The organism is Natronoarchaeum philippinense, assembly GCF_900215575.1.
GTDB classification, from domain to species: domain Archaea; phylum Halobacteriota; class Halobacteria; order Halobacteriales; family Natronoarchaeaceae; genus Natronoarchaeum; species Natronoarchaeum philippinense.
This window is the reverse complement of sequence record NZ_OBEJ01000001.1, coordinates 1,109,785-1,123,889: the sequence shown is the minus strand read 5'-3', so window position 1 is coordinate 1,123,889 and position 14,105 is coordinate 1,109,785. Positions and strand designations below refer to the sequence as shown.

Genomic DNA, 14,105 nt, shown 5'->3' with positions numbered 1-14,105 from the left:
CGCGGAAACCCGACTCACAACTCATGACGGACCATATTTCGGACGATATTGCACAGATCGACAAGTGGACAGTCGCGTTCCTCGCGCTCTCGGGTGCGGCGACCGCGCTGGCCGGGACCGGCGGCCTGATCGCGGCGACGGCGGGGGTGGTCTGAGTGGCACGGCCCACAGCCCACCGCGCTCGATCACTTCTGCTCGTCGTGCTGCTCGTCGGCTCGCTCGCCGTGAGTCCGGTCGCCGGAACAGCCTCGGCACAGACCGGTGAGACGGCGGCCGACGCCTGTTCCGACGCGCGGCACCTGATGGACATCGTCGGCGTTCACGAACTCGGGTGTGTCGAGTATCAGGTCGAGCGGATGGACGACCTGAGCACACAGGAACGCCGAAACGAACTCTGGTACACTGCGAACGCTCGCTACGAGAACGAGCAGTTCCTAGCTGGCCTCTATAACAACTATCTGCAAGACTCGCGGATGGTTGCGGACGGGTTCGCACGGGAGGATATTGCCAACTCCTACGCGAACGGCACAACCCGGTCAACCGCCCGCCAGCGGGCCAATATGACCATCGAGAATTACTATTCTCGAATGCAGGTAAATCTGCTCAACCGGTATGAGTCTCATGCTGCTCAATTCCAGTATAATGCTAATCTCAGCACCACTGACGACGACCTCAATAATCAGATGTTCTATCTGACTGGTGCGACCTACATGGATTACTGGCTTAATGGGAGCATGGTTAACCAGACGGTCACTCTTGCGAATGGTTCAACCTACGAGTATGAGACGCTCGGGATTGACTGGAAATACACGAATGAGAAATATGGGTCGAGAGTGTTCGATCCGTTTGATAAGCCGGGTAATTACTCTGAGACGTTCGAATTCGACCAAGTAAACAACCAAGTTGACACCTACCGAGAACGGGTCTATATCCAGTGGCAGAAGACAGACGTATATAGCAAATCTCGGCCTGTGTTCTACGCCTCTAATTGGGGAGATCAGTTCCACGAGATGAATCAATCTTCAGCATATCTGAAAAACAATATCGACCAGACCATTGACCCAATATGGAACGGTCTGGACAACGGCACGATCTCGACATCGGACCTGCTCCCTCCGTCGCTGCTGGTCGAGGAGATGTCTGATTCCTCGATCGCCAACACGAGCGATTACTCGCTGGCGATTGCGACGCTCGCCCAGCTGGGACTGGACTCGACTGCGATAGATCAGGTGCAGAAAGAGACTGTTGTCATCGACGGCGTGAAAGCAACCCCGCCGGGACACGACAGCACCAGCATTTCCGGCGTGAATGGCTCTTTACCTGTCGAAATCGACACTGGGCAAAACCTGACGGCAAGCAATATGAGTGTCTATGAGGTTCGGGTCAACTTCGAGGACCACACCAGCGTTCAGGCTCCTGAAGAAAAGTGGCTGGTCCCTGATTACACGACCACGAACGTCTCGGTGCAGGACTGGGATCATGGAATCAATAAGAATGTCAGCAACGTGAGTGTCGAGGTGTTACACGGAATTGCTGAAAACGCGACAGTCGAGCAGGAGAAGACGGTCAAAGGAATCCTGTTCAGCGATCAGATGCCCGCCTCGGGAAGCTTCGAGATCGGCACCGAATACTACTCTGGGCAGGTCGGCGGAGTCCAAGCGATCGCCACTCAGAACGGGTCGATCATCGATGTGCGCGGCCACCTGAACATCACCAAAGCGGTCGACGGCGATGGAAACGAGGTGGGTAATCTCTCGTGGCAGGAAAACGACTATAGCACCTACAACAGCAGCGATATCAAGAAGTTGACTCAGCGGGTTCTGGAACTCCAGCAAGATTTGGAACAGCAAGAGCAGAACGTCAAGGGCGGGGACAACGATACCAATCTCACACTCCCGACGTGGGACGTGGACGTGCCCGGATTCGGCGGGAGTCCGTTCGTCGGGCTCGTGATAGTCGGCGCGGTGATTCTGCTGGTTGTGAGTCTCGTGACCGACCTGCTGCCTTGGACCTAACCCATGCGTCGATTATTTTTCGCGCTGCTGCTGGCGACAGCGGCAGTTCTGGCGATGGGCATGGGCGCGGGCGGCGCGATCGCGCAGGAATCCACGGCGAACGCGAGCGCGGCCACACAGATCGAAGCGAACGCGTCGACGGACGTGACCTGCGAGCGCGTGGTAGACTCGCAGACGTGCGTGACGGACTGGAGCTACGCCGAGGGGACGTTTACCCTCACCTTCTGGTCCGAGGCGGATTCGCCCCAAACAATCGGTCTGACCGAGGCCAGCGACTGGAGTAAGGACAGCAAGCGGTTCGCCTACTCCGAGAAGGTGATCACGTCGGGCGAGACCTCGGTGACGTTCACGGTCTACCAACGCGACGGCGCCGGCGTCGGGATCATGTCAGAGACGGCGCGCGAAGCCGAGCAAGGCGGCGCGGTCATCTCGACAGCAACCGAGGACGTGCAGGCGAACCCGCTGAAGACGTTCGGCGGGGAGTCCGGACTGTTCACTGGCGTCATCATGACGATCGTTCTGGCGGCGCTCTCGGCGTGGTACGTGGTCCGTTCGGAGAACACCGGGGTGATCGAAGCATGACCGAGACAAGTGGCACCTTCAGTGGATGGTCCGACCGGCTCACCTACCTGCTGGCCGAAGGCCAGCTCCTCGCGGCGGGGCTGGCCGTCTCGGTCGGCATCCTGTTCGTCTGGTTCAAGCCCAGCCTGCCGGGCATCCCGCCGATCGTCGGCGGGATCTTCGCGGCGCTCCTGTTGCTCGGGCCGCCACTGGTTGGGTTGTTCGTCACGGGTGCCCGAGCACTACGCAATCGGAACATGATCACCGTCTACCACATCAACGGCCAGACCGACACGCGCCGGAAGTTCTACGTCGAGCCCGGCGTCTGGTCGGAGAAGACCGTCGACGGCCCAAGCCCATACCTCTGCAACGATGGCGACGCCTTCGAGGTGCGCGAGTTCAACTGGTTCGAGGACACTGAGAACCTGACCGTTCGCGGGTGCTACATGAGCCAGATGGCCGACTCAAAACTCGTCACGACGAAGGCGATGCTCGACGATGTTCACGGCGATCTCGTCGAGGCGTATCTGGAACTCAACCGGCTTCGGGGCCGTATCTCGAAGATGGGGCTCCAGATCCAGAGCGACGTGATCAACGAGGAAGCCGAGGCCGACGAGCGCGGGCTGATGAACCCCAAGACGGCCGTCAAGGAACGCTTCGAGGACGCCAAAGACGACGCCGAGGACAATGCTGTCGAGGAGATCGAGGACATTGGCGGCTACGTCGAAGACTACGCCGAGGAACACGACGCGCCCCACGGTCCGCCAGCAACGCTCTCGTCTGAACAGGCAGCCACCGACGGAGGGACCGACCAATGACAGTAGATGACCTACTCAGGGAGGCAGAACGCGAACAGCGACAACAGCTAGAGCAGGAAGCCATGAAGGCGACCGCGCTACGCACCCAACTCCCTCACATCGTTCAGGAGACGGTCGCACAGGTACTTGAGGAAGCCGACGACCTTGAACACGCGCGAGAACTCGCCGGACTGGAACCGGAGGGTGATCTGGAGAAATGACCGACGAACAGGACAACTACACAGTCGGCGGCTTCCGCGAGTTCCAGCAGGGCAATCTGGAACGCGATCCCGACGAAGTGTTGCCTCACTCGGGCTTCGTCCGGGACGAACAGGTCGATCGGCAGATGACGATGCGGGCGATCCACCACGACGCCGACCGGTGGACCGGCAAGCCTGCCGCGGACTACCTGAGCGTCCAGAAGAACCGCGATATCTTACGCGCTGAGGGAAGCGAGACGGCGCGCAACGCCATGCAGAACGGCGACACGGTGACGCTGAAACACTACGTCGGCGATCCGTCCCAGCACGCCGACATGGCCGGTATCAAAACCGTCACGCGAATGCAGGAACTCGTCGCCGGCCCGGCGCCGGTGATCGTTGTGCTCGGTGAGATGGGCGCCGGCAAGTCAGACTTCGCTGGGCTGTTGGGCCAGCTCCGACAGCGCTGGGTCGACGGCGATCTCCTTGTGGGCTCGAATATCCGGACGCTCTCGCGCAACGACGACTGGGTCCGCGAGGACGGTTCGGTTGAGGACGGCTACATTCCCCACTACCCGCTGCTGACCGAGTGGGTCGAACAGGACGGCGATCCTGTCGAGAACTCCCAGCAACCGAAGCTGTTCATCGGCGACGAGTTCTCCAGCAACGCCAGCGGAACCGGTGAGGACGGCCACCTCGTGCGGAAGTTGATGGGGCCGCTCGTGTTCAAGATCCGCAAGTACGGCGGCGCTCTCATCTACATCGGCCACGACGAGAGTTCGATTCATCCGATGCTGTGGCGCGTCGGGACGATTATCAAAAAGCAATCGAAGAAGAAAGCGGTCGTCGCCGACCGGATCTCGGGCGGGAAGCTCGTCGACGTGGACCCACGCCCGCTCGAAGGCATCCCGCCGACCGACTGGTCGATGAACACCAAGGAGGCAAGCGAGTGGTCGTGGCAAGCCCCGTCGAACGACGAACCCGCCACAGACGATCTGGAGCGCGACGACATCAAGCGCGTCGCCATGTGGACCATCAAAACGTGCGTGCGCGATCAAGGCATGACGCCGAATCAGGCCGCCGAGTTCGTACCCTTCAGCAACACGACGGTCTACAACTGGCTCGACGACTACGACGAGGGCGACCGAGAGAAGCGCGAGTGGGTTGAAACCGTCGACCGAGTGATAGCATGACGGCATCGGGGTTCCAACGTTGCAAGTTCAACCGACCCCCCTTTAGAGAACGTGCTGGCCCACCGCGTGCTCGCCTCCCTGCCGGGAGTCGAGCGACTCCGATGGGCGCGGCGTCGAGCACCCAGCGGAGGCGTATATATATCGGCGCGCGGCGAGCGCGTGGTGCGCGATGAGTCGGTCCCACCGAGCGAACCACTTCGGGACGATCTGCGAGAAGCGGATGGCCAAGAAGCGCCGGTTCGATCTCGACCGCGCGAGCTGGCACGACGCGCGCTTTCAGAACGGAACGCCGGTCGAAATCAAGAGCACGATGGTCGAGCACGCCGACGGCCAGCCGGGTAACTTCAAGATCTATCGGAAGTACCACGACCGGCTTCGGCGGGCTGACGGCTGGTACTGTTTCGTGGTGTACCGGCCACACGGGCGCTCAGGCTGTACCGTGCTCGACGACAAGATGGTTCGCGCGGGCGATCTCCCGCTAATCCAGTGGCACGGTGGCGGCGATCACCGGGATACGCAACAAGCTAAAATAGACCTACCAGATATATTTAATATATAGGGTGACTATACCGCTGAATTTTCATCGGCCCGCTCTACGTGATTCCCACAACTATCATGGATATACACAGTTCCGGGGGGAGTGCCGCGCTTTGCTTGCTCTATCTTTTCAGAAACATCTTCTTCTTCTAACCATGCCTGACAGTTCTTGCACCAATACTTCACCATGTGATGTTATAGGTGCCACAGTCATTTAAGAATTGTGCAAGAACGGACCGAACTATTAGTTACGAAGTCTCTTTATGACAGGATACACGTGCTCAGAGTGTTAAATATGAGAGTGCCACAAGACATACTGTGACTGTCGAAATAACTCCAGTGGTTGTTATTGCCTGTTGTTTTAATGACGGGTCGATCTCACTGTCAGGGAAATATAATATAATGTTATTTAAATAAACCTGTTCCATATAGTATATGAGGTTGTCTATTATCATTGTCATTATTGGCATCGGGAAAATGATGAGTAAAAGTATTATTGCGAGATTGTTGGGCGTTGTTGTAAGTGTCTGTGGGAGGAGGCCAAAATCAAGAACAGCAATAGGCACTTGCAAAATAGCAAGGAAAATGATGAGAAAGATCTCGACAACATCTGACTTGAACACCACTGAGATGATCTTCGGCTCATGTACAGCTATGTATATCGACGATGTGGCAGAAAAAGCGTATATTTTAACCAGAGACGAGAATAGCTGAGTCATTTCTTTTAAGATCTCCTGCGACTCTGGTTTTCGAACTGGAAGATCAGACTTCTCAATAAAGTAGGGAGGTGTGTGTCTCGCCCAGTAGTATCGAAGGCTGGATCTAAGCGTTATGAATGAGATTATGATTGCATGTGTAATAAATGAGAAAAGAAAGGCAACTAACGGTATTGAAAATAGCAGAATGATCAGGGTGAAAGCCGGTCCTGCAGATCCCAAGAGATGTCCTAAAATCGCCATCGGGGTTACAAGAATAAAAACTGCAGTACCATATGAAAATAGAGACGCAAAACTCAGCACCGTAAGCGATCTCCATCTCATTCAACTACTCTACTCAAACTTGTCCCATGACAATAAAGTCCGGTCTTGTATGGTGATGACATAGAAGTCATCTTCCTGTCCTGCATGACGAGTGTTTCGAGTGTTTCAACTGGAGTCTGCGGGGGCTGTGGTACTTTTTCCGCCGGGTGCCCTTAGGCACACTTCCTAAGGGGGATCTCCCGCCGGGCGGGAATCCCCCGGTGCCGAGCTGGCGTCGAGCGCCTCGATCGCGTCGACGCCGCTGGGCGCAACTAATCCTAAGTTGTCCGCAACCAGCTGAAAAGCACAAGCTCGCTTGTAGAAACCCGACCGAAGAACAGTGTTGCCACTACCGAGGGCGGCGCTACCGGGTGAGCGTCGACAGCTTCGAGCGGCGCCGATCGCCGTCGGCGTTCAGCCACTCGACCCACGCTTCTCGAAGATCGCGCGGATCACGGCCGTCCTTCACCCACGCCGTCTTCGCCGCGTCAATCACGTCGGCGATGTAGGGGAACGATGACGATTTGAGTTCGCCCAGCAGCGTGTCGATCCGGACGGTACGCTCGCCGCGGTCCTCGTCGAACTCGAAGCTCGCGGTGTACTTCTGCATCCACTTCTGGAACGCGCTCGACGCCGCTTGCCGGGCGTTCACGTTCATGAGCTTCGCCGCGCGGTCGGCCGCGTTTTCGATCCGATGCTCGGTGCTATCGACGATCCCGGCGATCTCCTGTTCGATCTTCCGGCTCACGAACTCGACCGAGGCGTTGTCGTTGTGGACCAGCCCATCGAGGCGGTCGAGCGCCCGGTACAGCGTCGAGATACCGCGCTCGGCGTTGTTGGCCAACTCCTGCGGGTGCTGGCCGCTGCCGTCCGACACCAGCGCTTCGAGCACGTCGACATCGGCGTCGGTCATCTCCCGCAGCGTCGTCACCAGCAGCGCTTCCTGCTGGGCCTCGATCTCGGGCGTGGGGTCCTCGTAGAACTCGACCGACTCGTCGGCCGCGGTCGCGTTGAAGTGGTCATCGGCGACGAAGGTGGTGCTGTCGGCGCCGATCGGGATGCCCGACCACCGGAGCGTGTTGATCAGCGTCTCGTCGATCTCCTGCCGGAGCCCATCGCGCTCGCTCCACGCGAACGCGCGGCTCTTGTTCAGCGATTTCTTCAGCAAGACGCCGATCTTCGGATGGTGCAGCGGGTTCTCCTCGTCGCCGTTCACGTACTGTGGGTGGTAGTGCTTGAGCTGCTTCCCGCGGGTGTGCATGGGGATCAACTCGCGGGCATCGGCTTTCGGCAGGACGAGACGGTGGTTGTAGCCCACAATATCCTCGTTCGGTCCGGAGTTCCCCGGCTTGTAGACCGTGTCCGACCCTTCCATCTGGGCCAGCAATTCGAGAATCCGTCGCATCGCGCCGGTCGAGCGGACGTACTTCTTGGCCATAGTGCGCCGAACGCGGACGTAGCGCTCGTAGGAGGTGATGTTACTCGTCTCGTGGAGCTGGACGAAGTAGTTCGGATTCACCCGAATCTCGGCGGCCTCGGCGAGCGCTTGGACGGCCTTCCGGAGCAGCACCGGGTACGAATCCGGTTCGATGTTGCTCCCGCTGAAGCGGACGTTCGTTGCTTCGTTGGCGTACTGGTCGTGGTCGCACGGCGACGTGATCTCGTCGCCACTCTCGTAGTGTTCCATCCCGGCGAACCGCGGGCGGACGTGGAAGTTGATCTTGCGTTCGCCGCGGCCGCTCATGCCGATCCGGAACTCGTAGAGGCGTTCGATCCCGTCGCTGTCTTCTGGCCGGGGCGCGATACCGCCCTTCTGGTACCGGAGTTCGACCGTCCACTCCTCGCCGCCGATCTCGGCGTCGAGCACGTCCGAATCGCCGTCGAACCCGTCGAATAGCAGCTTCGAGACGGCCCAGTACGGCCCAAGCCCATGCTCGAAGAAATTGAAGTTGCCTTCGAGTTCGTGGGGTGACGTTCGGACGTGGCTCACGACCGATCACCGCCCTCAACCGCTGGATGGCCGTTCTGGCGCATCAGGCCGGTCAGTGTCCGGATCGGGTTCCACCACGTCGACTTCTGGCACTTGTGGCAGACGTGCTTGAACGACGTGGGGTTGTCCGGATCCTCGTCGGCCCGCTTCACCCGGACCTGTCCACAGCCGGTACAGACCGCGTCGAAGGGGATACCGCGCTCGCCAGCCTCGGGCGCGTCGAACTCAGCGGCGCGATTGCGGTCGGACGGCTCACTCGCCACGCCGATCACCTCCAGCAGCGGCGCCGATCTCGTCGGCGTCGAAGATTCGACCCCAGCGCAACTGTGTGTACTCCGGCCGATCGGGACCGGCGCGACGCCACGAACTCACTACGTCGTCGATCGAGGTTGCTGGGACGAACTTCAGTGCGAGAATCGCGCGGTCGGGCGTCGGCTCGCAGACGGCGAACAGGTAGACGCCTTCAGCGTCGAGGACTGCCTTGTGCTGTTCACGCCGAAGGTAGAAGCGCCCATGCCCACCGCTGTCGAGGCGGACCATCGCGCTCTTGATCTCGACGAGCGTTCCCTGTTCGACCACCGGCAGCGCAACGGTCGGCAGGGCGGGCCGGGGCGAGATCGCAGTCTCGACCTCGGCGTCGACGTGCTCGACCTCGGTATCCGGCAGGTGCGCCAGCTCGGGCACGGCGTCGATCACGTTCCCTTCGGCGCGCTCGCCCGCGCGTTTCGAGCTGGCCGTCCGCGACTGCGAACTCACTGCCCGTCACCTCCTGATCGGCCGACTGTCGCGTCAAGATACGCCCGGACGCCGGCGTCGTGGCAGCCTTCACACAGCCACAGCCCCATTGTGGGACGCTCGTGGGCGGGCGTCGATCCGCAGGCTTCACACGCAGTCTCGTCTGTGGGCGTCACGCCGACCACCCCTCGGCCGAATCGCCGCCATGGCGGCCGAGCGACGTTTCAGGATCGGGCGTCGGTACGTCGAGTCCGGCGCCGCTTCCCTCCTGCAGCCGGACCCACGTATCGCACCGTGGGCAACGATGGGCGCGGTCGTCGGCGTCGCCGTAGACGCGCCGGAAGTCGCTCGAAACGTGGGCCTCGCAGTGGAGGCAGTCGGTACTGGTCGGTGCCGACCACGGGGCGATCGTCATGCCGACCACCCCCGGAAACCTTCGATTAAATCGCCCGACAGCGCCGGGGCGAATCCCGCGCCCGCAATCACTCGATTTCGAGACGGGTTTCTACGGGCGTAGGTGGGGTTGTAGAATACGGTATCAGCGCCGAGAGCGGGCGCTACGGCAATACTTCGACAGACACCAAAATCGGGATGGACTCGCCGGGATTTGAACCCGGGGCCTCTTCCTTGCGAAGGAAGCGATCTGCCACTGATCTACGAGCCCGCGACATCAACGTATAACCCGCGGGCGGTATTTCAGGCTTGCGTTTCGCCGAACGAGCGCGAGTGCTTCCCACGGCGTTAGTACTCCGGCATCGGTGGTGTATCAGGCTCGGGATCGGTCGGACGCAATAGATTCATCCGTCCGGCCGCGAACCCGAGGAGGACGCCGACAAAGTGAGCGACCAGCGCGATGCCCGGTGCAGCCGTCGCTAGCGTGACGAGCACGGCAGCAACTCCGAACAGCAACGCCTGCCAGCGTGGATCGAGGCCGATCCGGTCGAGCAGCCCGCCCGTGAGTCGGTTTCCAGCGATCACGTACCCGAACAGTGCGAAGACGGCCCCGCTGGCGCCGAGCACGAGCGCTTGGTGTTCGACAAGCCCGAGCTGTAACAGCAGCCGATTGAACACGACCTGAAAGATGCCTGCGATTGCACCTGTGACGATGAAAAACGTGTGAAACCGCCAGCGTGTCGTCCGGCGTTCGAGCGCGAACCCGACCAGTGCCAGTGCGATCGAATTTGAGAGGAGATGTTGCCAGCCTGTATGGGCGTAGACACTCGTCACGACCGTCCAAGGTCGCACGTCCAGCGGCGCCGAGAGGACGAACAGTGCGAATGACAGCCCGGCGTCGACGAGCGTGAGCGTTTGCTGGAGAGCAAACACGACCGCGAAGACACCAAGCGTCTCGATCGTCGGACTGGTTCGCATGTACCGCATCTAGGAGAGCGAGTTACAAAAACGATCGGAGAAACGTGAGTCGAGCGAGATCGGTTCCGCGTCGCAGTCGCTACCGGTCGTAGCGAAAACGACGCCGAGATCGAACGCGTGGATGGCGACGGCGACGCACAGCCTGCGAGAGGCGTGCGAGCACCCGTCGCTTCAGTCCTCGAGGACGATCTCGATGCTGACGTCGTTGGGCACCTGAATCCGCATGAGCTGACGGAGCGCGCGCTCGTCGGCGTCCAGATCGATCAGACGCTTGTGGACGCGCATCTCCCAGTGCTCCCAGGTGGCCGTCCCCTCTCCGTCGGGGGACTTCCGGGCCGGGATCTCCAGCGTCTTGGTCGGGAGCGGAATCGGGCCCGACAGCGCGACGCCGGTCTTGTCCGCGATTTCGCGGACATCCTCGGTGATATCGTCGAGGTCCTCGGGGTTGGTCCCCGCGAGGCGGACTCGTGCCTGTTGCATCTTACTTCTCGTTGACGCTCAGGACCTTGCCGGCCGCGATGGTCTGACCCATGTCGCGGATGGCGAAGGAACCGAGCTCCGGAATCTCGGAGGACGGCTCGATGCTGAGGGGCTTTTGCGGGCGCACGGTGACGACCGCAGCGTCGCCCGACTGGATGAAGTCGGGGTTCTCCTCGGCGACCTCGCCGCTGGAGGGGTCCATCTTCTTGTCGATGGACTCGATCGTACAGGCGACCTGTGCGGTGTGGGCGTGGAAGACCGGCGTGTAACCGGACGTGATCACGCTGGGGTGCTGCATGACGACGACCTGTGCCTGGAACGTCTCGGCGACCGACGGCGGCTCCTCGGCGGGGCCACAGACGTCGCCACGGCGGATGTCGTCCTTGCCGATGCCGCGGACGTTGAATCCGACGTTGTCACCGGGCTCGGCCTTGGGCACCTCTTCGTGGTGCATCTCGACCGTCTTGACCTCGCCGCCCACGTCGCTGGGCTGGAACGAGACGTTGTCGCCGGTGTTCAGGATGCCGGTCTCGACACGTCCGACGGGGACGGTACCGATACCGGAGATGGTGTAGACGTCCTGAATCGGGAGTCGGAGCGGCGCGTCCGTCGGCGGCTCCGGGGGCTTGAGGTCGTTGAGGGCCTCGAGCAGGATCTCGCCGTCGTACCAGGGCGTGTTGTCGGACTCCTCGGCGATGTTGTCGCCCTCGAAGGCCGAAATCGGGATGAAGGAAGCGTCGTCCGAGTTGAACTGAACCTGCTTGAACAGGTCCGAAACCTCGGAGACGACCTCCTTGTAGCTGGATTCCTCGTAGTCGACGAGGTCCATCTTGTTGACGCCGACGATCAGCTCGTCGATCCCAAGCGTACGGGCCAGGAAGACGTGCTCTTGGGTCTGGGGTGCGACGCCGTCGTCTGCCGCGACGACGAGGACTGCGTTGTCGGCCTGGGACGCGCCCGTGATCATGTTCTTCACGAAGTCACGGTGGCCGGGACAGTCGACGATGGTGAAGTCGTAGGCGTCCGTGCTGAACTCTTGGTGGGCGATGTCGATGGTTACACCGCGCTCTCGCTCCTCAGCGAGGTTGTCCATGACGTAGGCGAACTCGAAGCCACCCTTGCCCTTCTCCTCGGCTTCTTCCTTGTGCTGTTCGATGACGTGCTCCGGGACAGATCCTGTCTCGTACAGGAGTCGCCCGACGAGCGTGCTCTTACCGTGGTCAACGTGGCCGATGATGGCCAAGTTCTGATGTTGTTCGTCGCTCATTGGTATCTCACGCGCAGAGGCGCTATATCCGTCTCTTTGCCGCGAGGCGGTTAAAACCATTTCGATACGGTGTTCCCCCACCCCCGGCGCCTTCTTGCGGTTTGTGTGTCTCTCACACGCCCGATGCCCCGGTCGCGCATCTCAGCGAACGTTCTGCACCGGGATGGAACCGGGCAGCTACTCGGCCGGACAAGTCGGTCATGACAAACGTCGTACGCGCTGCGGTCCGCATTGAGAACGTGACATTGCCAACTTGAGCCGCGGCTGTTTCGGCGCTGTTGTGTGTCGGTCGTACAGCAAAATGATCCGCTCTGCTGCTACGTGCAGCCTACTCCAGCGGCGGCAACCGACCAACGTCAGCCAGCACCGCCGACGCGGTCTCAGGTCCACCGGCACCCCGACCACTCACGTTCAGCTGGCCGGCGTGTTCGGTCTCGAACTGGACGATGTTGCGCGTACCCGTGACCGCCAGCGCGCTGTTCTTGGGCACCAGTTTCGGGCCGACGGTGACGCCGTCGGGCGTCGCCTCGCCGATAAGCCGGATCGTCCGATTGTCCTCGGCGGCCAACTCCAGCGCAGTCCCGGGAATCTCCTCGATTCCCTCGACAGCGGCGTCCTCGAGAGCGTACTCGCGCTCGCCCCGCGATAGCACGTTCGAGAGGATCACGCACTTCAGTGCGGCGTCGGTGCCGTCCACGTCGAAGGTCGGATCGGCCTCTGCGACGCCCAGATCTTGGGCCTCCGCGAGGACGTGCTCGTAATCCAACCCTTCGGCGGCCATCCGCGAGAGAATGAAGTTCGCCGTCCCATTGAGAACGCCCCGGGCGGCGGTGATCTGGCCGGCGCCAAAGTCGGAGATCGTCGAGAGCACCGGAATCGCGCCGCCGACGGTCGCCTCGAACAGCACCTCGCCGGCGCTGTCGTCGGCCAGTGCCATGACCTCACCGTAGCGTTCGGCGACGGGTCCCTTGTTGGCTAGCACGACGTGGCGATCGCGCTCCAACGCCGCCGCGACGTGATCGAACCCGGGCTGGGCGTCGCCGAGCGTCGTCGGCGTCGCCTCGACGAGCGCGTCGTAGTCCGCTGCAAGCGCGTCGGCGGGATCGTCGCCGCCGACCGCACCGTTTGCAGCCTTGCGGTCGAGTGCCGCCGCGGTGTCGACGCCGTCCTCGTCGACGACCGCGCTGCTCGAATCCGCGAGAGCGACGATCTCGTGGCCGTATCCGCCAGCGAGTTCTGCGACCGATCCACCGACTGCACCGGCGCCGAGAATTGCGAGTTTCATTGGGATCCCTCCGTAGGTAGCTGTGGCTCGATCACGCGGATGTCCTTGTCTGCGGCGATCTCGCGGATCGTTTCGAGCACTTGCTCGGCCCGGTCGGCCTCGGTCGCCAGTCGAAGACGCGCGCTCGACATTTCCTCGGTTCCTTCGGGCGCCGACAGCGACATGTCGACAACCGACGCCTGCGAGCACTGCTGGAACCGTCGGAGGCTATCTGAGAGGTCAGTGTCGATCAGATGGCCCACGAGCAGCACCGTCAACTCCTCGCTGTAGCGTTCTGCGCCGGCCTGAATGACGTTGATCCCGGCGTCCCGAAGCGCGGCGACGATCTCCTCGAACCGATCCGGGGGCGACTCGATGTCGACTTCGACGGGGATGTGGCCGCGTGGCGTGAGGTTGCCACGTTCGTGGAAGATCGACAGGAGATTCCCACCGCGTTCGGAGATCGGTTCTAACGCGTTGAGCAGTTCGCCCGGCTCGTCGACGAGTTCGAGCCGGATGGTGTACGCCTGCAGGTCTTCGCCGCCGTCGGTGCTGGGCGCACCCTCGTCTTCCTCTTCGTCGCTCATGCGCGCCCGAACACCTCCGGCGTCGTCTGTGCGGCGACCGTGGTCATACCCGTCCATGACGGGTGGGAGGTATAAGAACTCGGTTATTC

The 14,105-nt window shown here is 61.2% G+C and carries 18 protein-coding genes and 1 tRNA gene; 7 read left to right on the top strand and 12 right to left on the bottom strand.

The window, feature by feature from the left end; all coding sequences use genetic code 11:
* Positions 1-23: 23 nt before the first annotated feature.
* From CRO01_RS17000 to CRO01_RS05695, 7 genes are all read left to right on the top strand, one after another.
* Entirely contained in the window at positions 24-155 is a 132-nt protein-coding gene (locus CRO01_RS17000; RefSeq protein ID WP_259370008.1) for a hypothetical protein, read from the top strand.
* On the top strand, positions 156-2,015 hold the full coding sequence (locus CRO01_RS05720; protein ID WP_097008114.1) for a hypothetical protein: 1,860 nt from the start codon (positions 156-158) through the stop codon (positions 2,013-2,015).
* A 3-nt stretch (positions 2,016-2,018) separates the two neighbouring features.
* The gene (locus CRO01_RS05715) at positions 2,019-2,597 is read left to right on the top strand and encodes a hypothetical protein (RefSeq protein ID WP_097008113.1); all 579 of its coding nucleotides are present in this window, start codon (positions 2,019-2,021) and stop codon (positions 2,595-2,597) included.
* The gene (locus tag CRO01_RS05710) at positions 2,594-3,394 is read left to right on the top strand and encodes a hypothetical protein (protein ID WP_097008112.1); all 801 of its coding nucleotides are present in this window, start codon (positions 2,594-2,596) and stop codon (positions 3,392-3,394) included. The genes CRO01_RS05715 and CRO01_RS05710 overlap by 4 nt, the downstream gene beginning before the upstream one ends.
* The gene (locus tag CRO01_RS05705) at positions 3,391-3,594 is read left to right on the top strand and encodes a hypothetical protein (protein WP_097008111.1); all 204 of its coding nucleotides are present in this window, start codon (positions 3,391-3,393) and stop codon (positions 3,592-3,594) included. The genes CRO01_RS05710 and CRO01_RS05705 overlap by 4 nt, the downstream gene beginning before the upstream one ends.
* Entirely contained in the window at positions 3,591-4,766 is a 1,176-nt protein-coding gene (locus CRO01_RS05700) for a hypothetical protein (protein WP_097008110.1), read from the top strand. Before CRO01_RS05705 ends, CRO01_RS05700 begins: the two co-directional genes overlap by 4 nt.
* A gap of 169 nt (positions 4,767-4,935) precedes the next feature.
* Positions 4,936-5,325 (top strand): hypothetical protein, encoded by a 390-nt coding sequence (locus CRO01_RS05695; protein WP_097008109.1) that lies wholly within the window; start codon positions 4,936-4,938, stop codon positions 5,323-5,325.
* 259 nt (positions 5,326-5,584) lie between these two features.
* Here CRO01_RS05695 and CRO01_RS16330 read toward each other — a convergent pair whose 3' ends face one another.
* The 12 genes from CRO01_RS16330 to CRO01_RS05640 form a co-directional block, all read right to left on the bottom strand.
* Positions 5,585-6,322, bottom strand: a complete 738-nt coding sequence (locus tag CRO01_RS16330; protein WP_143824918.1) for a hypothetical protein — start codon at positions 6,320-6,322, stop codon at positions 5,585-5,587.
* 364 nt (positions 6,323-6,686) lie between these two features.
* On the bottom strand, positions 6,687-8,312 hold the full coding sequence (locus tag CRO01_RS05685; RefSeq protein WP_097008107.1) for a DUF7845 domain-containing protein: 1,626 nt from the start codon (positions 8,310-8,312) through the stop codon (positions 6,687-6,689).
* Positions 8,309-8,575 (bottom strand): hypothetical protein, encoded by a 267-nt coding sequence (locus tag CRO01_RS05680; protein WP_218839132.1) that lies wholly within the window; start codon positions 8,573-8,575, stop codon positions 8,309-8,311. Before CRO01_RS05680 ends, CRO01_RS05685 begins: the two co-directional genes overlap by 4 nt.
* Positions 8,565-9,068: a hypothetical protein gene (locus CRO01_RS05675; protein ID WP_097008106.1), complete on the bottom strand. Its 504-nt coding sequence runs from the start codon at positions 9,066-9,068 to the stop codon at positions 8,565-8,567. Before CRO01_RS05675 ends, CRO01_RS05680 begins: the two co-directional genes overlap by 11 nt.
* On the bottom strand, positions 9,065-9,223 hold the full coding sequence (locus CRO01_RS16535; protein WP_179747401.1) for a hypothetical protein: 159 nt from the start codon (positions 9,221-9,223) through the stop codon (positions 9,065-9,067). Before CRO01_RS16535 ends, CRO01_RS05675 begins: the two co-directional genes overlap by 4 nt.
* Positions 9,220-9,462, bottom strand: a complete 243-nt coding sequence (locus CRO01_RS05670) for a DUF7563 family protein (protein WP_097008105.1) — start codon at positions 9,460-9,462, stop codon at positions 9,220-9,222. Before CRO01_RS05670 ends, CRO01_RS16535 begins: the two co-directional genes overlap by 4 nt.
* A 177-nt stretch (positions 9,463-9,639) precedes the next feature.
* Positions 9,640-9,711: transfer RNA gene (locus CRO01_RS05665), tRNA-Ala, on the bottom strand.
* Between the two features lie 77 nt (positions 9,712-9,788).
* A complete protein-coding gene (locus CRO01_RS05660) occupies positions 9,789-10,418 on the bottom strand; it encodes a rhomboid family intramembrane serine protease (RefSeq protein WP_310731930.1) in 630 nt (209 codons plus the stop codon).
* 171 nt (positions 10,419-10,589) lie between these two features.
* Entirely contained in the window at positions 10,590-10,898 is a 309-nt protein-coding gene (gene rpsJ, locus CRO01_RS05655) for a 30S ribosomal protein S10 (protein ID WP_097008103.1), read from the bottom strand.
* 1 nt (position 10,899) lies between these two features.
* Positions 10,900-12,165 (bottom strand): translation elongation factor EF-1 subunit alpha, encoded by a 1,266-nt coding sequence (gene tuf, locus CRO01_RS05650; protein WP_097008102.1) that lies wholly within the window; start codon positions 12,163-12,165, stop codon positions 10,900-10,902.
* Positions 12,166-12,493: 328 nt separating this feature from the next.
* Positions 12,494-13,450 carry a homoserine dehydrogenase gene (locus tag CRO01_RS05645; protein ID WP_097008101.1) on the bottom strand — a complete coding sequence of 319 codons (957 nt, stop codon included), beginning with the start codon at positions 13,448-13,450 and terminating at the stop codon, positions 12,494-12,496.
* Positions 13,447-14,016, bottom strand: coding sequence for an amino acid-binding protein (locus CRO01_RS05640; protein ID WP_097008100.1), 570 nt, complete (start codon positions 14,014-14,016; stop codon positions 13,447-13,449). Before CRO01_RS05640 ends, CRO01_RS05645 begins: the two co-directional genes overlap by 4 nt.
* Between the last annotated feature and the right edge of the window lie 89 nt (positions 14,017-14,105).

Coding starts and splice junctions, on each gene's coding strand:
- CRO01_RS17000 (WP_259370008.1), top strand. CDS start 24: ATGACGGACCATATTTCGGACGATATTGCACAGATCGACAAGTGGACA.
- CRO01_RS05715 (WP_097008113.1), top strand. CDS start 2,019: ATGCGTCGATTATTTTTCGCGCTGCTGCTGGCGACAGCGGCAGTTCTG.
- CRO01_RS05710 (WP_097008112.1), top strand. CDS start 2,594: ATGACCGAGACAAGTGGCACCTTCAGTGGATGGTCCGACCGGCTCACC.
- CRO01_RS05705 (WP_097008111.1), top strand. CDS start 3,391: ATGACAGTAGATGACCTACTCAGGGAGGCAGAACGCGAACAGCGACAA.
- CRO01_RS05700 (WP_097008110.1), top strand. CDS start 3,591: ATGACCGACGAACAGGACAACTACACAGTCGGCGGCTTCCGCGAGTTC.
- CRO01_RS05695 (WP_097008109.1), top strand. CDS start 4,936: ATGAGTCGGTCCCACCGAGCGAACCACTTCGGGACGATCTGCGAGAAG.
- CRO01_RS05670 (WP_097008105.1), bottom strand. CDS start 9,462: ATGACGATCGCCCCGTGGTCGGCACCGACCAGTACCGACTGCCTCCAC.
- CRO01_RS05660 (WP_310731930.1), bottom strand. CDS start 10,418: ATGCGAACCAGTCCGACGATCGAGACGCTTGGTGTCTTCGCGGTCGTG.
- rpsJ (WP_097008103.1), bottom strand. CDS start 10,898: ATGCAACAGGCACGAGTCCGCCTCGCGGGGACCAACCCCGAGGACCTC.
- tuf (WP_097008102.1), bottom strand. CDS start 12,165: ATGAGCGACGAACAACATCAGAACTTGGCCATCATCGGCCACGTTGAC.
- CRO01_RS05645 (WP_097008101.1), bottom strand. CDS start 13,450: ATGAAACTCGCAATTCTCGGCGCCGGTGCAGTCGGTGGATCGGTCGCA.
- CRO01_RS05640 (WP_097008100.1), bottom strand. CDS start 14,016: ATGAGCGACGAAGAGGAAGACGAGGGTGCGCCCAGCACCGACGGCGGC.